The 21,880-nt window shown below is 73.3% G+C and carries 15 protein-coding genes; 8 read left to right on the top strand and 7 right to left on the bottom strand.

Going from position 1 to position 21,880, the window contains the following annotated elements; genetic code table 11:
- Nucleotides 1-10: 10 nt before the first annotated feature.
- Nucleotides 11-727, bottom strand: a complete 717-nt coding sequence (locus LCN96_RS40210; RefSeq protein ID WP_225267646.1) for an ankyrin repeat domain-containing protein — start codon at nt 725-727, stop codon at nt 11-13.
- 76 nt (nt 728-803) lie between these two features.
- A complete protein-coding gene (locus tag LCN96_RS40205; protein WP_225267645.1) occupies nt 804-2,249 on the bottom strand; it encodes an LCP family protein in 1,446 nt (481 codons plus the stop codon).
- Nucleotides 2,250-2,440: 191 nt separating this feature from the next.
- On the opposite strand from LCN96_RS40205, the gene LCN96_RS40200 reads away from it, so the two are divergent.
- The gene (locus LCN96_RS40200) at nt 2,441-3,319 is read left to right on the top strand and encodes an enoyl-CoA hydratase-related protein (RefSeq protein WP_225267644.1); all 879 of its coding nucleotides are present in this window, start codon (nt 2,441-2,443) and stop codon (nt 3,317-3,319) included.
- A 1-nt stretch (nt 3,320) separates the two neighbouring features.
- Nucleotides 3,321-4,250 (top strand): alpha/beta hydrolase, encoded by a 930-nt coding sequence (locus LCN96_RS40195; RefSeq protein WP_225267643.1) that lies wholly within the window; start codon nt 3,321-3,323, stop codon nt 4,248-4,250.
- Here LCN96_RS40195 and LCN96_RS56910 read toward each other — a convergent pair.
- Nucleotides 4,223-5,695 (bottom strand): alpha/beta hydrolase family protein, encoded by a 1,473-nt coding sequence (locus LCN96_RS56910; protein ID WP_263657380.1) that lies wholly within the window; start codon nt 5,693-5,695, stop codon nt 4,223-4,225. The two genes, LCN96_RS40195 and LCN96_RS56910, sit on opposite strands and share 28 nt — an antisense overlap.
- Before the next feature lie 128 nt (nt 5,696-5,823).
- Here LCN96_RS56910 and LCN96_RS40180 point away from each other — a divergent pair, with 128 nt between their 5' ends.
- From LCN96_RS40180 to LCN96_RS40170, 3 genes are read left to right on the top strand one after another with little or no spacing between them, the layout of a single operon-like run.
- Nucleotides 5,824-6,933: an exonuclease SbcCD subunit D gene (locus LCN96_RS40180; RefSeq protein ID WP_225267642.1), complete on the top strand. Its 1,110-nt coding sequence runs from the start codon at nt 5,824-5,826 to the stop codon at nt 6,931-6,933.
- Entirely contained in the window at nt 6,934-10,779 is a 3,846-nt protein-coding gene (locus LCN96_RS40175) for an AAA family ATPase (protein ID WP_225267641.1), read from the top strand.
- A gap of 37 nt (nt 10,780-10,816) precedes the next feature.
- Nucleotides 10,817-11,707: an NAD-dependent epimerase/dehydratase family protein gene (locus LCN96_RS40170; RefSeq protein ID WP_225267640.1), complete on the top strand. Its 891-nt coding sequence runs from the start codon at nt 10,817-10,819 to the stop codon at nt 11,705-11,707.
- Here LCN96_RS40170 and LCN96_RS40165 read toward each other — a convergent pair.
- Together LCN96_RS40165 and LCN96_RS40160 are read right to left on the bottom strand one after the other, a co-directional pair.
- Nucleotides 11,698-12,327: a RibD family protein gene (locus LCN96_RS40165; RefSeq protein WP_225267639.1), complete on the bottom strand. Its 630-nt coding sequence runs from the start codon at nt 12,325-12,327 to the stop codon at nt 11,698-11,700. The two genes, LCN96_RS40170 and LCN96_RS40165, sit on opposite strands and share 10 nt — an antisense overlap.
- Nucleotides 12,328-12,408: 81 nt before the next feature.
- Nucleotides 12,409-13,041, bottom strand: a complete 633-nt coding sequence (locus tag LCN96_RS40160; RefSeq protein ID WP_225267638.1) for an HAD family hydrolase — start codon at nt 13,039-13,041, stop codon at nt 12,409-12,411.
- A gap of 99 nt (nt 13,042-13,140) precedes the next feature.
- On the opposite strand from LCN96_RS40160, the gene LCN96_RS40155 reads away from it, so the two are divergent.
- Nucleotides 13,141-14,427: an MFS transporter gene (locus tag LCN96_RS40155; RefSeq protein ID WP_225267637.1), complete on the top strand. Its 1,287-nt coding sequence runs from the start codon at nt 13,141-13,143 to the stop codon at nt 14,425-14,427.
- Nucleotides 14,428-14,502: 75 nt separating this feature from the next.
- The gene (locus LCN96_RS40150; RefSeq protein ID WP_225267636.1) at nt 14,503-15,924 is read left to right on the top strand and encodes an NAD(P)/FAD-dependent oxidoreductase; all 1,422 of its coding nucleotides are present in this window, start codon (nt 14,503-14,505) and stop codon (nt 15,922-15,924) included.
- Nucleotides 15,925-15,948: 24 nt separating this feature from the next.
- Here LCN96_RS40150 and LCN96_RS40145 read toward each other — a convergent pair whose 3' ends face one another.
- The gene (locus tag LCN96_RS40145) at nt 15,949-17,166 is read right to left on the bottom strand and encodes a LeuA family protein (protein WP_225267635.1); all 1,218 of its coding nucleotides are present in this window, start codon (nt 17,164-17,166) and stop codon (nt 15,949-15,951) included.
- Nucleotides 17,167-17,240: 74 nt separating this feature from the next.
- On the opposite strand from LCN96_RS40145, the gene LCN96_RS40140 reads away from it, so the two are divergent.
- Entirely contained in the window at nt 17,241-18,551 is a 1,311-nt protein-coding gene (locus tag LCN96_RS40140) for a citrate synthase (protein WP_225267634.1), read from the top strand.
- 22 nt (nt 18,552-18,573) lie between these two features.
- Here LCN96_RS40140 and LCN96_RS40135 read toward each other — a convergent pair whose 3' ends face one another.
- A complete protein-coding gene (locus tag LCN96_RS40135; protein ID WP_225267633.1) occupies nt 18,574-21,861 on the bottom strand; it encodes a coiled-coil domain-containing protein in 3,288 nt (1,095 codons plus the stop codon).
- Nucleotides 21,862-21,880 lie beyond the last annotated feature (19 nt).

Genomic DNA, 21,880 nt, shown 5'->3' with positions numbered 1-21,880 from the left:
CCACGCGCACTCACCGCCTGCTCTCCAGCAGGCGGACGATCTCGGCGTGCCCGGTGCCCAGCTGCGTCTGCGAGCGCAGCCGCCCCGCGTCGTCGCGCACCTCGGCCACGACCCGCACGCCGCCCCCTTCCGCCTCCTCCCGCCGCACGCTGACCCGCGCCCCCTCCGCAGCGCGCTCCCCGGCCCGCGCCCGAACCTCCGCCTCGATGTCGAGACCGGCGTGCCGCCGGGCGAGGTCGAGAGCGCGCGCCTCAGGAGTGGCCCCGTGGTCGAGCAGCGCCCTGACCACGGCCGCGGAGCCGCGTTCGGCGGCGCGGGACAGCGCGGTGTTGCCGGCGCTGTCGCGCAGGTCGGGGTCGGCGCCCCGGCTGAGCAGGGCGCGCGTGACGGCCAGCCGGTCGCCCGCCGCCGCCCAGTGCAGGGCAGTCATGGCGCCGGGCGCCTCCCGCAGGTCGGGGTCGGCGCCGGCGTCGAGGAGGGCGTTCACCACGTCGAGGTGGCCCCAGCAGGCGGCGGCGCACAGGGGCAGCCCTTCAGCGTCGTCCTCGCTCTCCCGGTCGGGGCCGGCGCCGGCCGCCAGCAGCATCCGGACGATGCCGGCGTGCCCCTGCACGGCCGCCTGGTAGAGCGGGCCGGGCGTGTCCGGTGTGGCGCCGGCTGCCAGCAGCCGCCTGACCTCCTCGCTGTCGCCGAGCATCGCCGCTGTCAGCAGATCGTTCTCGCGCATGCGGCCAGTCTGTACGCCTCTCGGCGCGGCGATCCACCGGTTATCCGCCGAGGTTCCTGATCTACAACGTAAAGGGCTAACCCTTGGCGGACGAGCCGCCACACCCTTCGGTGAGCCCCTTGGTGGGGTCGTCACCGGTCTCCTTGGCGGGCTTCTTGGTCTTCTTCGGCGAAGGGGAGACCGAGGTGGAAGGGGTGGCGGAGGCGGCGACGGGCGCCTGGACGCGGGAGGAGTCGCGGACCGCCTTCGCCGCGATCTCGCGGATCCTCTCCCAGTCGGGATAGCCGGTGTTGATCAGCGGCGGCACGAACTGCACGCTGGTGACCTCGGCGTTCTTGACCTTCAGCGCCAGCGGCACCAGGTGCTGCAGCCACGTCTGCGGGATGTCGGTCCTGATCAGCTCTTTGGTGGCCAGGGCGATCTGGTGGAAGCGGGACAGCACGGTCGCCGGGTCGGCCTGGTCGAGGATGGCGCCGAGGACGCAGCGCTGGCGGCGCATGCGGGTGTAGTCGTCGCTGAAGGTGCGGGAGCGGGCGTACCACATGGCGTCGGCGCCCTTGAGCTTGCGGGTGCCGGCCTTGACCAGGCCCTCGTTGTACTTGCCGAAGACGACGTCCTGCTCGACGGTGAGGGTGACGCCGCCGATGGCGTCGATGAGGCGGGCGAAGCCCCACATGTTGACCAGGGCGTACCATTCGACGTCCAGGCCGAGGGTGTAGCCGATCGTGTCCATGAGGACCTTGGGGCCCTGGTTCTTCTTGCCGCCGAAGATCTCGGGGTGGGCGTCGGCGTACTCCCAGACGCTGTTGAGCAGGTCGCTGGCGCCGCCGTTGGCGTCCTTGGGCAGGTCGAAGCCGTTGGGGAAGCGGCGGGCCATCGGGGTGCCGGGGCGGAAGCGCACGTCCTCGAGGTTGCGGGGCAGGCTGAACAGGACGGTGTTGCCGGTCTTCACGTCGATGCTGGCGAGGTTCATGCTGTCGGTGCGGACGCCGATGCGGTTGTCGTCGGCGTCGCCGCCGAGCAGCAGGATGTTGACGCGGTCGCGGCCGGACCAGGGGTCCTCGGGTTTGGGGTCGGGTGCGGGGGTCTCGCCGTCGTTCTCGGGGGTCTGGAAGATGTTGCCGATCGCCTCGCGCGAGGTCTGGACGAGCTGGGCGGTGTAGCCGAAGGGCACCACGACGACGACGGCGAGCAGGCCCGCCGCGGTGCCGGTGAGGATCTGCCCGGACTGGGGCAGCCGGCCGGGGCGCAGCACCACGAAGGAGTGCACGATCAGCGCGAACCAGGCCACTCCCAGGACGATCGAGCCGGTCAGGATGGCCAGGAGCGAGGAGTCCTGGGTGACGGAGCCGGCCAGGGTGCCGAGGTCGTTGGTGAGGACGACGGCGAGCAGGGCCAGCAGCAGGGCGGCGTACAGGGAGATCAGCGTGAGCCCGGTCCTGCGCCAGCCGGCGCGCAGATGAGCGGCCCCGGGCGCGAGTGCCGCCAGCACCAGCCACCCGAGGACCGCACCGGCGCTCACTGGTTCCTTAGCCTGCCGCACGCCTTCCCCGTTTCCCCGCGAACTCCACCATAGGCGCAAACCCGGGAACCTGCGGTGAACCGCATGGGTGCGGTCGCCTCAGGCTCCCATAGAGGCGGCAGCCTATGCATCGGATACGAAATATGTCTTTATCGGAGGGTGAACATCAGTAACCGAATAAGATTCGGGGCATGGCCTTCACGGAGATCGAGTACGGGGTGACCGATCGCATCGCCACCGTCACATTGAAGCGTCCTGAGCGCCTCAACGCTTTCACCTTTACGATGCGCGGGGAGTTGATCGAGGCTTTCGATCTCGCCGACGCCGATGACGACGTGCGCGCGGTGGTGGTGACCGGGGCGGGCCGGGCGTTCTGCGCCGGGGCCGATCTCAGCGGCGGGGGCGGCACGTTCGGCCGCGTGGGTGAAAGCGCGGGTGAGGGCAAGGGGGAGACCGTGGACGGCGCCCCGCGCGACGGCGGCGGCACGGTCGCGCTGCGGATCGCCCGCTCGCTCAAGCCCGTCATCGGCGCCGTCAACGGGCCGGCCGTGGGGGTCGGCGTCACGATGACGCTGCCCATGGACGTGCGGCTGGCCTCCGAGACGGCCAGGTTCGGGTTCGTGTTCGCGCGGCGGGGGATCGTCACCGAGGCGGCGTCGAGCTGGTTCCTGCCCAGGATCGTGGGCATCGCCCAGGCCATGGAGTGGGCGGCGACCGGCCGGATCTTCCCCGCCTCCGAGGCGCTGGCGGGTCGGCTGGTCTCGCGGGTCTACCCGCCGGACGAGCTGCTGCCGGCGGCGTACGCGCTGGCCGGGGAGATCGCCGACAACACCTCGGGCGTCTCCGTGGCCGCCATCCGCCGGCTGATGTGGTCGGGCCTGTCGGCGTCCTCGCCGTGGCAGGCGCACGCGGCCGACTCCCGCCTCATGGCGGAGCTGGGCGGCGCGGCCGACGCGGTGGAGGGGGTGACGGCGTTCCTGGACAAGCGGCAGGCCGACTTCCCGATGAAGGTCAGCCAGGATCTGCCGCCCGGGGTGCCGTCGTGGCCGGACGATCCCTATCGTGTCTAGCATGTACGAGATCACCGTGCTGCCGATGCCCGACGACTTCGAGGGCCAGGTGGTGGCGACGCTGGTGAGCAGGAGGGCCGCGGCGCCGTCGCGCCGCGCGGTGCTCTACCTGCACGGGTTCACCGACTACTTCTTCCAGGACCACCTGGCCGACCACTACGTGCAGCGCGGCATCGACTTCTACGCGCTCGACCTGCGCAAGTACGGCCGCTCGCTGCTGCCGCACCAGACCAGGGGCCTGGTCAGGAGCGTCACCGACTACTTCCCCGAGATCGACGAGGCCGTGCGGCTCATCCGCCGCGACCACGACGAGCTGACGATCAACGCCCACTCCACCGGCGGCCTGATCGCGCCGCTGTGGGCCGACCGCGTGCGCGGCCGTGGGCTGGTGCAGGGGCTCGTGCTCAACAGCCCGTTCTTCGACCTCAACGTGCCCGCCCCGCTGCGGCTGGCGGCCGACCTGCTGAGGACGCCGCTGTCGTACACGCGGCGGGTGCTGCCGCTGGGCTCCAGCAACGTCTACGGGCAGACGCTGCACCGCAGCGAGCAGGGCGAGTGGGACTACGACCTGGAGCTCAAGCCGCTGGGCGGCTTCTCGGTGCACGCCATGTGGCTGGCCGCGATCCGGCGGGCGCAGCGGCGGCTGCACCAGGGCCTGGCGGTGGACGTGCCGGTGCTGGTGCTGGCCTCCTCGACCGGGCTGCGGGTACGCGACTTCGTGCCGGAGGCGCGCTCGGCCGACATCGTGCTCGACCCGGCGCACATCGCCCGCTGGTCCACCTCGCTCGGGCCGCACGTGACGTGCGTGCGGATCACCGACGGCCTCCACGACCTGGTGCTGTCGGCCGAGCCCGTACGCAAGCAGGTCTTCGCCGAGGTGGACCGCTGGATGAACGCCTTCGTCTACCAGGGGAACGAGAACAACCCGTAGTAGGCCGCCGCCACCAGCAGCAGCCCGGTGCCGCCGAGCACGCCGCCGACCGTGACGGCCTGCCACCGGCTCGGCTGCAGGCCCTCGCGCAGCGCCGACACGTACGCCGCCACGGCCGTGACCTCCTGGATCAGCATCAGCACGGCCAGTAGCCGCACGACCAGCCAGCCCGCCAGCACGGCGGGCCAGGCGCCCGCCTGGTTGACCGAGAACATCACCAGCAGCGTGATGAACGCCACCACCGAGGCCAGCAGGCCGAGCGCGGTCCAGGCCATCCGGCTGAGCCGGCGCCTGATCGGGGGCCACAGCCTGGCGTTCGTCTCGACGGGGGTCTGGCGGCGGTGGCGCAGGCGTACGACGACGGCGGCGACAGGGCCGGCCACGTAGCCGACGGCGGCCAGACAGATCGTCAGGCCCAGCATGGTGCCGCCGGCGTACCAGGGGGCGGCGGGCACGTCGCTGGCCTCGAACCGCTGGACGGGGGTGGCGCCGGCCATGTGCACGGCGGGTCTGGACGTGCCGGGCAGGCCCTTGATCCAGTTGGCCAGGGTCTCCAGGTATCCCTTGGTGAAGGGGCCGCCCTTGACGCGCATGGCGTGGTCGCCGTTGGCCATGAAGCGGATCGTGTAGTCGTCGTTGCCCGCCTTGTTCATCGCGGTGATGAGCGCCTTGGTGGACTCGACGAAGGGGATCGAGGGGTCGGTGGTGCCGTAGAAGGCCAGGACCGGCTGCTTGACCTGGCTTAAGGCGGGCATCGCGTCGTAGCGCAGGAAGTCGAAGCCGACCCCGCCCATCGCCCTGGTCAGCAGGTCGCGGGCGCCGATGGGGGCGCGCAGTCGCAGGAGCTGCTCGTTGAGCGCCCAGGCGACCTGGCGCAGCGGGGAGACGTTCGGCGAGGAGACGAGCACGATGTAGCCGACGGACGAGCTCTTGGCCGCCGCGATCGGCACCACCCAGCCGCCTTCGGACACGCCCCAGATGCCGACCCGGTCGGGATCGACCTCGGGGCGGGTGCGCAGGTACTCCACCATGCGCAGCGCGTCGTCGGCGAGCAGCCCGAAGTCGCGGTCGCGGAAGTTGTAGCCGTTGGTGCGCTTGTCGAAGGCGATCGTCACCACGCCCGCCTTGGCCAGGAACTCCGCCTGCGGCGTGAACTCGGTGCGCGAGCCGTTGCCCGAGCCCGACACGAACACCATCGCCGGATGCCGCCCAGGCGTGAGCGGCACCCGTAGCGTGCCCTCCAGCCGCTGGGCCTCGGCCGGGACGGAGATCTCCTCGCTGCGGACGGGACCGGCGGCCACCACGGGCCGCAGCTCACCGGCCGGCTGCGCCGGGATCGCCTGGAAGGCTGGATCGGCCTTGAGCGGCGGTGGGTCGAACGCGGGTGGCAGTACGTATCCGACCGAAGCGAGAGCCACCAGCACCAGACCGGCGGCGACGCTCAAGGTGCCACGGCCAGTGCGCATTGGCCTCCCCATGTGCGTTGGTTTGCCCGCTGATCTTCCAGCCTACTCCCGGCGTGTGGGACTGGAGGTACCTCATTTGTCGGTGAGACCTGTTAGTTTCCTGCGACATGCGGATCCTGCACACCTCCGACTGGCACCTCGGTCGCTCCTTCCACCGGGAGAGCCTCCTGGGGGCGCAGGCGGCGTTCGTCGACCACCTGGTGGAGACGGTGCGGGCCGAGCGGGTCGACGTGGTGGCGGTGGCCGGCGACGTCTACGACAGGGCGCTGCCGCCGGTCGACGCGGTCGCCCTGCTCGACGAGGCGCTCGGGCGGCTGCGCGGGGCCGGCGCGCGGGTGGTGCTGATCAGCGGCAACCACGACTCGGCGCTGCGGCTGCGGTTCGGCTCGGCGCTGTTCGAGTCGGCGGGGGTGCACGTGCGCACCGCGCCCGACCAGTCGTGGGAGCCGGTGCTCGTCGACGACGTGGCCTTCTACGGCATCCCCTACCTGGAGCCCGAGCTGGTGCGGGCCGCGTGGGAGCTGCCCGATCGCAGCCACACGGCGGCGATCTCCTACGCCATGACGCGCATCAGGGCCGACGCCGCGCGCCACCGGGCCTCGGTGGTGCTGTCGCACTGCTTCGTGACGGGTGGGCAGGCCAGCGACAGCGAGCGCGACATCAGCGTGGGCGGGGTGGCGCACGTGCCCCTGCAGGCGTTCGACGGGGTCGACTACGTGGCGCTGGGCCACCTGCACGGGCGGCAGCGCATGTCGGAGACCGTGCGTTACTCGGGCTCGCCGCTGGCGTACTCCTTCTCGGAGGTGGGGCACCTCAAGGGGTCGTGGCTGGTCACGCTGGGGGAGGGGGCGGAGTTCGTCCCCGCTCCCGTGCCCCGCCCGGTCGGCCGCCTGCGCGGCGAGCTGGAGTCCCTGCTGACGCTGCCCGACTACGCGGCCTACGAGAACCACTGGCTGCAGGTCGTGCTCACCGACGCCGTCCGTCCCAAATCCGCGATGGACCGGCTCCGCGCCCGTTTCCCGCACACCCTGGCCCTCTCCTTCGACCCGGTCGGCGCCGCTCCCGCAGCCCAGCCCGTTCGGCTGAGCGGGCGCCCGGAGGCGGAGGTCGCGCTCGACTTCGTTCGTGAGGTACGCGGCGAGCCTGCCGCACCCGAGGAGGAAGACCTGCTAAGACAGGCCATCGAGGCGTCCAGGGTGAAGGAGACGATGGCGTAGATGCGGCCGCACCGGCTCACGCTCACGGCGTTCGGGTCCTTCCCGGGCACCGAGACGGTCGACTTCGACGCCCTGTCGGCGGCCGGGCTCTTCCTCGTCCACGGGCCGACGGGGGCGGGCAAGACCACCATCCTCGACGCCCTGTGCTTCGCCCTCTACGGCCAGGTGCCCGGGCAGCGCAACAGTGCCCGCAGCCTGCGCTGCGACCACGCCCCGCCGACGGCGGGCCCGTCGGTGACGCTGGAGGCGACCATCCGGGGTCGCTTACTGCGCATCCAGCGCTCCCCGGCGTGGCTGCGGCCCAAGCTGCGCGGGTCGGGGGTCACCGAGGAGAAGTCCAAGGTGGTGCTGTCGGAGTGGCAGGGCAGCGACTGGCAGGGGCTGACCACCCGGCTGGATGAGGCCGGCGACCTGGTGGGCGGGCTGCTCGGGATGAACGCCGATCAGTTCTGCCAGGTGGCGATGTTGCCTCAGGGGGATTTCGCGCGGTTTCTGCGGGCTGATGGGGATGAGCGGTCGAAGCTGCTGGAGCGGTTGTTCACCGTGAAGGTGTTCACTGCTGCTGAGGGGTGGTTGGCTGAGCACCGCAAGCTGGCCTGGCGGGAGGCTCAGGAGCTGCGGCAGGAGGTGGATTTCGCGGTCAAGCGGGTGGAGGAGGTGGCGGGCGACGACCTGCCCGCCATCCTGACCGCCGCCTTCGCCGCGCCCGCGTCTGCGGCGCCTGAGCCGGCTGCGGCTGGGGCCGGGGTGCCTGCGGGGGCTGATCCTGCGCAGGCGCCGGCCCTCTTCGAGCTTCCCGCCCCCGCGCGGCCGAGCGCGTCCGCGTCCGGTGCGGCGGGAAGTGGAGTGCCGGAGGACGGTGGCGAGGAGGTGCCGACGCCGGACACCGACCCCCTGCGCTGGGCGGGCGCCCTCCTGGACGCCGCGCGGGCCGTCGTGCGCCGCGCCGACGAGGAGCACGTGGCCGCCGGTCAGGAGTTGCGCGAGGCACGGACGAGCTTCGAGCGGGCGGCAGCGCTCGCCGACCGCCAGCGCCGCTACGCCGAGGCACTCACGTTGCGCCGCACCCTGGACGAGCGCGCCGACGAGCGCGCCGACCTCCAGGCGATCCTGGACGACGCCGCCAGAGCCGACCGCGTGGTCCCGCTCATCACGGCCGCCCGGCAGCGCGCGGAGGCCGCCACCAAGGCCCGCACGCTGGCCGCCGACGCCCTCGCCCGCGCCCGCCCCCTCCTGCCCACCACCCGCTCGGCCCCCGACCACGACCTCGGGCACTCCTCGGCCACCCATGCGGCTTCCGACCTCGGGCGCTCCCCGGCCACGCACGTGGCCCCCGACCTCGGGCGCTCCCCGGCCACCCGCCCGGCCTCGGCCGGTGACGCCGCTTCGGATGGGCGGCAGAGCCCTGGCGCCGGCCCCCATCCGGCGTACCGGAGCCCGGACCCGTCCGTGGCGGAGCTGGCCGCGCTGGAGCGGCGGCGGCAGGACGAGATCGCCCGCCTGTCCGAGCTGCTCACCGAGGAGGCCAGGCTGTCGGTGGTGCGGCGGGACCTGCTGCGGGTCGAGCAGGAGCTGGCCGACCTGGTACGCGCCGACGAGGCCGTAGCCGCCCGGCTGGCCGTGCTGCCCGGGCTCATCGAGCAGGCAGAGTCCAGGCTGGCCGAGGCGCGGGTGGACGCCGCCAGGATCCCGGCCGCGCGGGCCGTACGCGACGCCGCCGCGCACCTGATCGAGATCGACGGCGAGCTGGCCGGGCTCGCGGTGGAGCTGGAGGCGCTGGCGCAGCGTGAGGCCGAGGTGGCCGCCGCCGAGGCGGAGCTGCCCGGACGGCTGGCGGACGCCGGCGCCGCCCTGGCCGAGGTACGCGCGCAGGCGGCGGCCGTCCCCGCCGCGACGGCGAGCCTCGACGCCGCCAGGGCCGCCTTGGAGGCCACCCACCGGCGGGAGGCACTCGCGGCGGAGCTGGAGTCGGCCGTGGCCGCGCACCAGGTGCTCGTGGACCAGGCGCAGGCGTTGCGGGAGCGCTGGCTCGACCTGCGGCAGGCCCGCATCGACGGCATGGCGGCCGAGCTGGCGCGCGACCTGTCCGACGGGCAGCCGTGCGTGGTCTGCGGCTCCGAGCACCACCCGCAGCCCGCTGCCGCCGCCGAGAGCGCGCCCTCGGCCGATGACGAGCACGCGGCCGAGAGCGCCCATGAGGCGGCCCTGGCCGAGCGCGAGGCCGCCGAGCGGGCGCTCGCGTCGCTGGAGTCGCGGCACGCCGACGCGGTCGAGGCCACCGGTGGGCTGGACGTGGTGGCGGCCGAGGAGCTGGTGTCGGCGGCCGAGCAGGAGGTGTCCCGCCTGCAGGCGGTGGCCGATCGGGAGCCTGCCCTGGTGGCGGCGCTCGAACGGGTCGAGACCGAGCGTGAGCGGGTGCGTGACCAGTCCAGGGAGGTCGCCGAGATGCTCGCCGCCCACCGCGCGCACCAACGGCACCTGGAGTCGGAACGCGTCCGCGTCCGCCGCCGGCTGACTCAGACCGACGAGGAGCGCCGGGGCGCGCTCGGCGTGGACGGCGACCGCGTGTTGGCCGCGTCCGAGGTGGACGGTGAGCGGGTGCTGGCCGCCGCCGAGCGGGAGCTGCGCAGGCTGGAGGCGTCCGCGAGCAGGGAGCGCACCCTGGCAGGGGAGACGGCGGGGCTGCGGCAGGAGTGGCAGGAGCTGGAGGAGCGCGCCCGGCGGGTGACGGCGAGGCTGGCGGCCGGGCGTACCAGGCATGAGGAGCTGAGCGGCGATGCCGGGCGGCTGAGCGCGCGGCTGGATGCGGCGCGCGGCGACGACGTGACGCTGACCGCCCGCCTGTCCAGGCTGAACGACGAGGCGGAGCTGCTGCGCGAGGCCCTGGAGGCGACGCAGGCGGCGGTGTCGGCGGGCGAGGAGCTGGAGCGGGCGAGGCGGGCGGCCGAGGAGGCGGCGGCGCAGGCCGGGTTCGCGGACGTGCGGGAGGCGGAGGCGGCGTTCCGGAGCGTGGCGGAGCGGGAGAGCAAGGCCGAGCTGCTGCGCAGGCTGGACGACGAGCACGCGGCGGTGAGCGGCGTGCTGGCCGACCCCGAGCTGATGGCCGCCGCCGCCGAGCCGGCGCCGGACCTGGCGGGGATCGAGGCCGAGCGGGACGGGCTGGAGCAGGCGTACACGCGGCTGGCCAGCGCCCGCGACAGGGCCGAGGCGCGGGCGCGGCGGCTGGCGGAGCTGCACGGCGAGCTGGCCGCCCGCATCGAACGCTGGCGGCCGGCGGCCGGCAGGCACCGGCTGGCCGAACGCATGGCGGCGCTGGCCAGCGGCACCTCGGGCGACAACCAGTGGAGCATGAGCCTGTCGTCGTTCGTGCTGGGCGAGCGGCTGCGGCAGGTGGTGGCGGCGGCCAACGAGCGGCTCGACCACATGTCGGGCGGCCGGTACCTGCTGCGGCACGACCTGCGCAAGACGGCGGGCTCGCGGGCCAGGGCGGGCGGCGGGCTCGGGCTGCGGGTGGCCGACGGCTGGACGGGCGTGGACCGGGATCCGGCCACGCTGTCCGGCGGCGAGAGCTTCATCACCTCACTGGCCCTGGCGCTGGGGCTGGCCGACGTCGTCACGGCGGAGGCGGGCGGCGCCGAGCTGGGCACGCTGTTCGTGGACGAGGGGTTCGGCACGCTCGACGAGGACACGCTCGACGGCGTGCTGGACATCCTCGACGGGCTGCGCGACGGCGGCCGGGCGGTGGGCATCGTCAGCCACGTGGCCGAGCTGCGCTCGCGGATCACGGCGCAGCTCAAGGTGACCAAGACGCGGACGGGCTCCACGCTCAAGGCCGTGGGAGTCTGACAGCATCACCCCCGGATCAACCCCTAAGGAGCCATCGATGCGTGTCGTCGTCACCGGAGCTCACGGCAAGGTCGGCAGGGCGGCCGTCAACGCCCTGGTCGCGGCGGGTCACGAGGTGACCGCCACCGACCTGACGAGGCCGGTCTGGGAGCGGCGCGAGCCGGGCGAGCCGCGTTACGTGCAGGCGGACCTGACGGACGCCGGGCAGGCGTTCGCCGTGGTGCGGGAGGCGGAGGCGGTGGTGCACGCGGCGGCCATCCCCGACCCCACGGCCAACGCGCCGCAGGTGGTGTTCCAGAACAACCTGATGGCGACGTTCAACATGATCGAGGCGGCGGTGCGGTTCGGCGTCTCGCGGTTCGTGAACATCTCCAGCGAGACCGTCCCCGGGTTCTTCTTCCCCGAGCGGCCGTTCCTGCCCGACTACGTGCCGGTGGACGAGGAGCACCCGATCCGGCCGCAGGACCCGTACGCGCTGGCCAAGCACTTCGGCGAGCAGCTCATGGACGCGGCGGTGCGCCGCTCGGACATCCGGTGCGTCTCGCTGCGCCCGAGCTGGGTGCAGCACGAGGGCAACTACGAGCGCAACCTCGGCCCGCAGGTGCGCCACAGCTCCGAGGCGGGCGCGGGGCTGTGGAGCTACATCGACGTGTACGACCTCGCGGACGCGATCGTGCTGGCCACCGAGTCGGACCTGCCCGGGCACGAGGTGTTCTACATCGCCTCGCCGGACAACGCGGGCGGGCACGACTTCGCCGCCGAGCTGCGCAGGCACTTCGGCGACCGGATCGAGCTGCGGCCGCTGGCCCGTCCCGACGCCTCGGGCATCTCCTGCGCCAAGGCGCACCGCCTGCTGGGCTGGACGCCGAAGCGGTCATGGCGCGACTACCTCGACGAGAACGGCCGCACCCGCCCCGCTCAGGGGTGATAGCGCAGCCAGACCAGGCCGTCGGGCAGGCTCTGCGCCGTGATCAGGGTCAGGGGCGCGGCGGCGGGGCGGTCGCCGTACCAGAACCGGGTGGCCTGCTCGCCCGCCATGACCGGGTGGACGAGCAGGCTGACCTCGTCCACCAGCCCGGCCGCCAGCAGCGCGCCGATGAGCCGGCCGCCGCTGTCCACCCGCACGACGCCGACCCCGTCGTCACGCACGAGCAGGTGCAGCGCGTCGGCGAGGTCGACCCGGCCGGCGCCGGTGACGACCTCGCGCACCGGACGGGCGGGCGGGCGCGGGGGAGTGTCGCGGCAGTGCAGGGCCACGACGTCGCACCAGTGTCCGGACGTGCGCAGCGCCTCCCACTGGCTGACCCGGCCGCGCCCGTCCACGACGGCCAGCAGCGGCCCGTCAGGGGCGGGGCCGGGATGCTCGGCGCCGGCCAGCGCCTGCTCCTGGGCGAGGACGGTGTCGGCCCCCGTCAGGGTGAGGTCTTCCTTCCAGGTCTGGGCGAGCTGGTAGAACCGGGTGACGTCCGGCTGGAATCCCGTGGTAGCCCCGTCAACGGACACAGCGACGTGCGCCACCACGTAGGGACGTTGCGTACCTGAAGGCATGGCCTCACGGTACGTGGCGCGGCGGCCTGTGCCGAGCGGCACGGGCTACGGCGGCCCTGTGCCGAGCGGCGCGGGGGCGCGTCAGTCGAGGGCGGCGATCACGTCGGGCAGCGTGGCCGGGTCGTGGAAGAGCGTCGCGCCCAGGCCGGTCAGGCGGGAGGCGGGGGTGAGGCCGCCGGCGAAGGCGAGGCAGCGCATGCCGGCGCGGATCGCCGCCGTCACCCCGAACGGGCTGTCCTCCACCACCACGCAACGCTGGGGGTCGGCCCCCATCGTGGCGGCGGCGTGCAGGAACAGGTCGGGCTCCGGCTTGCCCCTGGCGACGTCCTCGGCGCTGAACACGCGCCCGTCGAAGTGGTGGGCCAGCCCCGTCAGCTCCAGGCTGCGGCGGATGGTGCGGTGCCGGCCGTTGGAGGCGACGCAGAAGGGGATGGACAGGCGGTCGAGCGCCGCCTCGATGCCCTCGACCGTGCACAGCTCCGCCGCGATCGCCGCCGCGTAGTCGGCGTTGACCTGCTCGCGCCAGCCCGGCGGGGTCTGGCCGACCTGCTCGGCCCAGTACTCGTTCGTGCAGCCCACGAAGCGCTCGGCGTACTGGGCCTCGTCGATGTCCCAGCCGAGGCGCCGCAGCGCGGCGGTGCCCACACGCACGGAGATCGGCTCGCTGTCCACGAGCACCCCGTCACAGTCGAAGATCACCAGATCGACAGCCAAACCAGGCCCCTCCTACAGGGTGAAACGTGAAATTGCGCAGGTGGTAGCGTCTTCGTACCGCTTCACAAGACGCTAGTCCGCATAGTGAGACAAATCATCATGACGACATCCCCCCAGACCGCGGCCCCCAGCCGGACCCGGGTGGCGGCGGCCAGCCTCATCGGCACCGCGATCGAATTCTACGATTTCTACATTTACGGCACCGCCGCGGCCCTGGTGCTCAACACCGCGTTCTTCCCCAAGATGGACTCGGTGGCGGGCACGCTGGCGTCGTTCTCCACGTTCGCCGTGGCGTTCATCTCGCGGCCGCTCGGCTCGGCCGTGTTCGGGCACTGGGGCGACCGGGTCGGCCGCAAGTCCATGCTGGTCGTCTCGCTGCTGGTGATGGGGCTCTCGACCGTCCTGATCGGCCTGCTGCCCGGCTACGCCGCCATCGGCGTGCTCGCGCCCGTGCTGCTGGTGCTGCTGCGCTTCACGCAGGGCATCGGCCTCGGCGGCGAGTGGGGCGGCGCGGCGCTGCTGGCCACCGAGCACGCCCCGCCGGGCAAGCGCGGCCTGTACGCGATGTTCCCGCAGCTCGGCCCGTCGGCCGGGTTCATCGTCGCCAACGGGCTCTTCCTCATCCTGGGCGCGGTGCTGAGCGACGGGCAGTTCGAGAGCTGGGGCTGGCGGCTGCCGTTCGTGGCGAGCCTGCTGCTGGTGATCGTCGGCCTGTACGTGCGGCTGAAGATCTCCGAGACCCCGGTCTTCCAGGCGGCCATGGACCAGCGGCGCATCGCCAAGGTGCCGTTCGCCGGGCTCATGCGGCACCAGTGGCGGCGCGTGCTGCTCGGCGCCGGCGCGATGACCATCGCCTACACGCTCTTCTACACCGCCACCACCTACTGCCTGGCCTACGGCACCGACACCCTGGAGATCCCGCGGACCACGATGCTCGCGCTGACCATGATCGGCGTGGTGTTCATGGCGGCGGGGACGGTCGTCTCGGCCCTGGTGTCCGACCGGCTGGGCCGCCGCCGCACGCTGATCTGGGGCACGGTCGCCGCGATCGCGTGGGGGCTGGTGATGTTCCCGCTGATGGAGACCCGCTCGGTCTTCCTGGTCGGGCTGGCGCTGGCCGGCGCGCTCGCGCTGATGGGTCTCATCTTCGGGCCGATGGGGGCGTACCTGCCTGAGCTGTTCAGGACCGAGTACCGCTACAGCGGCGCGTCCGTCGCCTACAGCCTCGGCGGCGTGCTCGGCGGCGCCGTGCCGCCGCTCGTGGCCACCAGCATGCAGGCCGGTGGGCTGGGTGTGATGGCGATCGGCGCGTACGTCTCCGCGATGGCGCTGCTGAGCCTGCTGTGCCTGCTCGCCCTCCCGGAGACCGGCGACCGATCTTTGTAGGACTTCGCCGGAACATGTCACGAATGGCGCCGCTGTCCCGTCCATCAGGTGAAGAACCCGAAAGGAGACGGGGCAATGAGGAAGCACATCCTGATCGTCGGTGGCGGATACGTGGGCATGTACACCGCGATGGGGCTGCGTAGGCTCGTCCGTTCAGGCGAGGTGGCCGTCACGGTGGTGGACCCGCGCGGCTACATGACCTACCAGCCGTTCCTCGCCGAGGCGGTCGGCGGCTCGATCGAGCCGCGGCACGTGGCCGCCCCGCTCGGGCAGGTGCTCAAGGGCATGCGGGTGCTGACCGGACGGATCACGCGGGTGGACCACGACGCGCGCAGCGCCGAGTTCCAGCCCGTCCAGGGCCCGGCCAGGACGATCGGGTACGACATCCTGGTCATGGCGGCCGGCTCGATCACCCGCGCGCTGCCCATCCCCGGCCTGGCCGAGCACGCGGTGGGCTTCAAGAGCATCGGGGAGGCCGTGCACCTGCGCAACCGCGTGCTGGCCCAGCTCGCCGTGGCCGCCTCGACCGACGACGAGGCGGTGCGGCGCAGGGCGCTGACGTTCGTGGTGGTCGGTGGCGGGTTCTCGGGCGTCGAGGCGCTGGCCGAGATGCAGGGGCTGGCCGACGAGGCCGTGCGCTACCACGACGGGATCGAGCCCGCCGACCTGAGCTGGACCCTGGTCGAGGCCAACGACCGCATCCTGCCCGAGCTGCACGAGGACCTCGGCCGATGGACCGTCGCCGCGCTGCGCAAGCGCGCCGTGGACGTGCGGCTCGGCACCCTGCTCACCTCGGCGGCCGGTGGCGTCGCGGTGCTCTCGGACGGGACCGAGATCGACGCCGGCACCCTGGTGTGGGCGGCGGGCGGGCGGCCGAGCCCCCTCGCGGCGGACAGCGGGCTGCCGGTGGACCGCACCGGGCGGATCGTCGCGACCGAGTACCTGCGGGTGGCGGGCATCGACGACGCGTTCGCGGCCGGTGACGGCGCCGCCGTGCCCGACCTGACCCGGCCGGGGGCGTTCACCGCGCCCAACGCCCAGCACGCGGTGCGGCAGGCCAAGCTGCTGGGGCGGAACCTGGTCGCGTACGTGCGGGGGCGGCGGCTCAAGCCGTACCGGCACGCCTACCTCGGCTCGGTCGCCGGGCTCGGCCACCACCAGGGGGTCGCGCAGGTGTATCGGATCAAGCTCACCGGGTGGCTCGGGTGGCTGGCGCACCGGGCCTACCACCTGGGCTGGGTGCCGACGGCGCGGAACAAGGCCGCGGTGCTGGCCGACTGGGTGCTGGCGGGGCTGTTCCGGAGGGAGACCGTGCGGCTGGAGGCGATCGAGCACGCGGATGAGGACTTCCGGCAGGCGGTGGCCGCGAGCAAGGCGGACGAGGCCGCCCGCCGGGCCGTCCAGGAGGCGCCGGCCACCGGAGCCCGGCCCGGTGCTCCCGTCGTGCGAGTCGCCGAGCAGGCCGGCGCGGACGTCCGTCAGACCCCGGCCGCGTGAGCGCCGGGCCTGACCGGACGACGGTCAGGCGTAACCGGGGAACATCAGTGACAACTCCCGCGGGTAGGCCGCGATCAGCCGCAACTCGTCGTCCGTGAGCGGCCTGCCCGTCATCGCGTTGCAGAGCTGCACCAGCCGGAACGACGCCTCCTCATCGGCCACCTCCACCCCGAGCCCGTCCATCACGTGACGGAACCCGGCCTTGCCGCCGTACTCGCCGGTCAGCACCACCCGCCCCGGCCGCGCGTGCCAGTCCTCGGGGAACGGCCCCAGCGTCGCCTCGTCGTACAACTCGTAGTTGCCGTGGTCCTTGAGCGCGCCGTCGGCATGGATGCCCGACTCGTGCGCGAACGCGTTGCGCCCCACCCCGACCTGGTTGTACGGCAGCGGCTGCCCCAGCGCGTAACTCGCCCACAACGCGAACCGGCGGGCCCACTCCAGGTTCAGCGTGTCCCCGATCGGCGCCGACTCCAGCCCGAACCCGTGCCGGAAGGCCAGGATCGTCGAGAGCAGGTCGGCGTTGCCGGAGCGCTCGCCGATGCCGTTCACGCAGGTGTTGATCCACGCGTCCTGCCCGGCGTCGAGGTCCCCGAGCGCGCCCGACACCGAGTTGGCCACGGCCATGCCGAGGTCGTTGTGGCAGTGCGTCTCGACCGGCATGGCGGTGGCGGCGGCCAGCTTGGCGAAGCGCTCCCTGATCCGGTCGGGGGTGTCGCCGCCGATGGTGTCGCAGTAGCGTACGCGGTCGGCGCCCGCCTGCTTGGCCGCCAGCGCGAACTCCAGCAGGAACCCGTCGTCCGTCCGCGAGCCGTCCTCGGCGTTCACCCCGACGGTCAGCGCGCCCGCGTCCTTGGCCACGCGCACCGCCGCCGTCATCTCCCTGATGATCGCGTCCCTGTCCAGCCGCCCGCGGAACTTGTTCTGGATCATGTAGTCGGACGTCGAGATGGACAGGTTGTAGTGCTTCAGCCCGAGCGGCGCGGCCTTCTCCACATCCTGCGGCACCCCCCGGCACCACCCCGACAGCCGCAGCTCCCCGAACGCCCCCGCCTCCCCCAGCGCCACCTGCGCCCGGACGTAGGGGACCTCGTGGAACAGGAACGGGAACCCGATCTCGGACTGCGCCACGCCCAGCTTGGCCAGATAGAAGTTGACCATGGTCTTGCCGAACTTCGACAGGCCGGTGCGCGCGGTCTGCACGCCGTCCCGGTTGGTGACGTCGAGGAAGTGAACCTTTGGCATGTCCTCACGTTGACATGCTCGTTCAACGTGGATCAATATTGATTTTCATCAACCATGGAGAGGCTGGGCCAGCGGTGGAGTGGATCGACGCGGCCACGGCGGCGGAACGGCTGGGCGTCAAGCCCGCCACGCTGTACGCGTACGTGAGCCGGGGGGTGCTGCGGCGGCGGCACGGTGAGGACGGGCGGCGCAGCCTCTTCTCGGCCGAGGAGATCGAACGCCTCGCCCGCCGCGGCCGGCCCCGCAGCCAGCCGCCGGAGCTGGTGATCGAGTCGGGGGTGACCGCCTTGGGGGTCGATCGGCCGTACTACCGGGGGATCGACGTCCTGACCCTGGCGGGGACGGCCCCCTTCGAGACGGTCGCCGAGTGGCTCTGGACCGGCGACCCAGCCGTCTGGCGCCCGCACGCCGATCGCAGCCGCAAGCCTGGCCCGGCGGCGCACGCCGACCGCAGCGGCGAGGCGGATGCGGCGGCGCACGCCGACCGCAGCGGTGCGGCGAGGCGTGCCGGCCGGGCCGGTGAGCCCTGGCGGTGCGAGCCCGACGAAGCACTGCAAGCCGCCATCACCGCCCAGCACGCCCTACCGGACGACCTCCTCCCCCTGGACCGCCTCCAGGTGATCACCACAGTCCTCGGCGCCTCGGACACCCTCCGCCACCACCTCGACCCCGCCTCGGTAGCCGCCACCGGCCGCCGCCTGATCGCCGGCCTGGTGGACGCCCTACCCCCACTCACAGACCCCCGAGGCGACTCGATCGCCGAACGCCTGTGGTGCCGCCTGTGCCCACACCCCGCCACCCCACCCCTGCTCACAGCCATGGAAGCCGCACTGGTCCTGCTGGCCGACCACGAGCTGGCCGCCTCCACGCTGGCCGCCCGGGTCGCCGCCTCGGCCAAGGCGGACCCGTACGCGGTGGTCCTGACCGGCCTCGGCGTCCTGGGCGGCCCCCTGCACGGCGGGGCGTCGTACGGCGCGGAACGCCTGCTGGCCGAGATCGCCGAGCCCCGCCACGCCCCCCGCGTCATCGCCGAGCGGGTGCGGCGCGGCGAACGCATCCCCGGCTTCGGCCACAGCGTCTACAAGAACGGCGACGGCCGCGGCGCCGCCCTGCTCGGCCTGGTCAAGCAGGCCGCACCGGAGCACGGGCGGATCGCGGCGGGGGAGGCCGTGCTGGCGGAGATGCGGCGCCGCCGCCTGCCCGACCGCAACATCGACTTCGCGCTGGCCACCCTCTCCGCCGTCAGCGGCATGGTGCCGGGCGCCGGCGAGGCGATCTTCGCGGTGGCCAGGGTGGTGGGCTGGCTGGCCCACGCCATGGAGGAGTACGAACGCGGCTCCCTCCTCCGCCTCCGCGCCTCCTACACCGGCCCACCGATCAAGTGACGCCCGGCCACGGCCCTTCGGATCACGCGAGCGCGGGCGCTCCCCGATCCACGTACGCCGCCAGCGCCCGCACCCGTTCGGCATGCTGGTCATGCCCCACGATCACCGGCGGCTCGTTGTACGGCATCGCGTCCGACGACCGCCGCAGCTTGATGTACTGCCCGCAGGCATCGATCGCGTACGGCTCCATGTCGTCCTGCAACGCCCCGATCACCGTGATCCCGTACGTCTCCCCGATCCTCCTGAACAGCGCCACCGCCTCCCGCCGATGCTCCTTGCCCAGGTTGCGCCCCAGCTCGTCGAGCACCAGGCACAGATGCCCACCGCCGGACGACGCGATGGCCGCCGCACACACCAGCTTGACGGCCTTCTCGTCCATCAGCGCCGTGTTGGCCCGCCGGTTGTACGGCACGAACCCCTGCCCCTCGCCGCGCCGCCACTTCGGCGTCACCCGCCACTGCCAGCGCTGCTCCGGGTCGGCGGGCGCGGGCGGCACGGGGAACTCCAGAGTCGCCCCGTAACCGCCGTAGGAGGTGTCGAGCTTGTCGAACTCCTCCGCCACCCGCGTCAGCCGCGCCTTGATCGCCGCCGTCAGCGCCGCCCGGTGCACGGCGGTGGACTGCGCCGCCTCCTCCGCGCCCCTGGCCGCCGCCGCCAGGTCCCGCTGGCGCGAGACGATCTGCGCCTCGATCTGCCGCCGCTGGTGCCGCTCGTACTCCTCCTGCCCCCGCAAATACGACGCCAGCGCCCCGCACACCGCCGAGAACGTCGCCTGCTCGCGCGCCGTGCTGCCCTCCCGCTCGCTCAGCAGGAACCGCAGCTCCTCCGGGATCTCCGTCTCGTCATCCGAGGGGAACGTGTCGCGCAACGCCTGGTCGAGGTGGCGCTCGGCGACGCGCCACCACTCCTCGGCGGCCCGGGGCCGCTCCTCCTCGGCCAGCGCCGCCAGCCACTCGCGGGCCGTCTCGACCGTGCCGCCCCAGTCGGCGGCCAGCGCGCCGAGCTTGAGCGACTCGCGCTCGACGCCGACCTTCGCCTCCTGCTCGCGGGCCTGCGCCCGCTCGGACTCGTGCCGGTGCCGGCGCCCCTCCAGCCGCTCGATCTCCATGTCCCTGGTGCGCGCCCGGAAGTCCAGCGAGCCAGCCTGCCGCTCCGCCTCGGCGACCTTGGGCGTCAGCTCCTCGATGGCCGTGTTCAGCTCACCCAGCCTGGCCCGCCGCTCACCGAGCTTGGCCTCCACCTCCGCCAGCCGCACCCCCGCCCTGGCGCCTTCCAGCCTCCGCTGCGCCTGCGCGACGGCTTCCTCCCCATCGTGTACGGCCTGCGCCGCGCTCTCCTGCACGTCCTTGGCCCGGTTGAGCCGCTGCTCGGCGGCCTTGATCCGGGCCTCACGCCCGGTCGCCACCCCGTCGAACACCCCCACGACGCTCACCCCGGCCGCGCTCACCAGCACGGACCCGGGCAGCTCCGCCAACGCGGCGGCGGCCTCGTCGAGCTGCGCGGCGTCCACGATCACGGCATGCTCGTTCGGCCACCCGCGCAGCTCCCCGAGCGCCAGCCCGCGCTCATGCCCCGTCGTGGCCCCCGCGCCAGCCGTCTTCCCGTAGCGCGCCTTGAGCGCCTCACCCAGCGCCTGCCCGCCGTCAGCCCCAGCACCACCACCCGCGCCGGCACCACCAGCGTCTCGTGCTGAGCGGGAACCGGGCAGGGCGGTCGGGGGTGTGTGTGCCGCGTCGCGGGCCTGCTCGGCCACGTCCAACGCATCCAGCAGCCCGGTCGCCCCGATCCCCGCCGCCGCCAGCGCGTTGAGCTGGGCCGCCGCCGGACCACCCTCGGCGTCGTCCAGCGCCGCCTGCGCCGAGGCCACCTCCTGGTCGGCCACGCCCAGAGCCTTGAGCTCCTCGTTGAGCCGCAGCCGCACCTCGCCCAGCTCGCGCTCGGCCGTGGGCACGTCCCGTCCGTCGGCGAACCGCCTGGACTCCTCCAGCGCCGGGATCAACCCGCGCAGCTCGTCGGCGGAGTTCTCCGCCACGGCGCGGTCGGCGTCGAGCTTGGCCGCCCGCGCCTGCAGCGCCGACAACTCCTTGCGGGCCTGCGAGACCTGCCGGTCGAGGGTGTCCTCGCGCAGGGTGGCGATCTCCGCCTTGACCATGGCGATCGCCTCGGCCGCCGCCTCGCCCGCCGCCCGGTGCCGCTCCAGGTCGGCGGCCAGCGCCTCGTCCTTGGCCGCGGCGTCGGCGAGCTTGCGCGCCTGCCGCCCGCGCCAGCACCGCAGCGCGTCGGCCAGCCGGATCCGTGCCTGGTCCCGCCGGTCGAACGTGGTCAGCAGCGCCTTCGACTCCGCCTCGAACTCGGCCAGCCGCTCGCCCGCCTGCGCCGCCCGTACACGCTTGGCGTGCTCATCCCGCCGAGCCTCGCGCTCCTGCTCCAGCTCGGCGTCCAGGCCGGTGAGCGCGGCGATGGCCTCGAAGACGCGCTCGGGGGAGATCTCGTTGAGCGGCTGGGAGAGCAGGTTGGTGGCGACCTTGCTGCGTACGGACGTGGACAGGAACGACACGCACCTGACCTTGTCGCCGTAGAGCACCTTGGTCAGGTCGCGCGCCACGACGTCGCGGCGCCCGGCCGACTTGGGCAGCGACGCCCAGATCTCATCGGCCCGCGCCACCCGCTCGGCCTCGGACAGGGACGCCGCCAGGTGCACGCCCTCCCGCCACCGGATCTCCAGGTGCGGCGCCTCCTGGTTGACCTTCAGCCACACGGTGAGCGCCCCGCCCGAGGTGTCGGGCACCTCGAACAGCTCCCCGCCGTCGGCCTCCCCGAGCACGAGCTCCCCACCGTCACCGCCTCCGGCCGGTGCAAGCCCGGCGTCGCTCGCCACCGCGCTGCCCCTCTGGCCGCCACCGGAGCCGTCCACCGCCGCACCGCTGACCTGTCCCTCGCCGAGAACATGGCCGTCCGCGTGCGGAGCCGGTTCGAAGCCGTTCATGCCGGGCGGCCCGAAGACCCCCACGATGTACCCGTGATCGGCACTGGCCCACTGCCGAGCCCCGGCCCCGCTGGCCAGCTCGGCGTTGAACAGCAGCTCCGACACCGCCTTGGCGCCCGAGGCGAAGCGCCACTGCTCGTCACCCAGCAGCGCGGTGATGGAGGCGATGAACGAGGACTTGCCCGCCCCGTTGGAGTCCTTGGGGCCCGCGCCGGCCACGACGATGAGCGTGCCGGGGACGGTGGGCACGGGATGGGTCGAGAGCCGTGAGATGTTGACCGCCTGCACGGCGATCAGCACCCGGTCCCCGACGACGTTCTCCACCTGCGACAACTCGGACCCC

The sequence above is a fragment of the Nonomuraea gerenzanensis genome (assembly GCF_020215645.1).
Lineage (GTDB): Bacteria > Actinomycetota > Actinomycetes > Streptosporangiales > Streptosporangiaceae > Nonomuraea > Nonomuraea gerenzanensis.
Note: the sequence above shows the minus strand (reverse complement) of the source record. Positions and strands in the feature narration are given on the sequence as shown.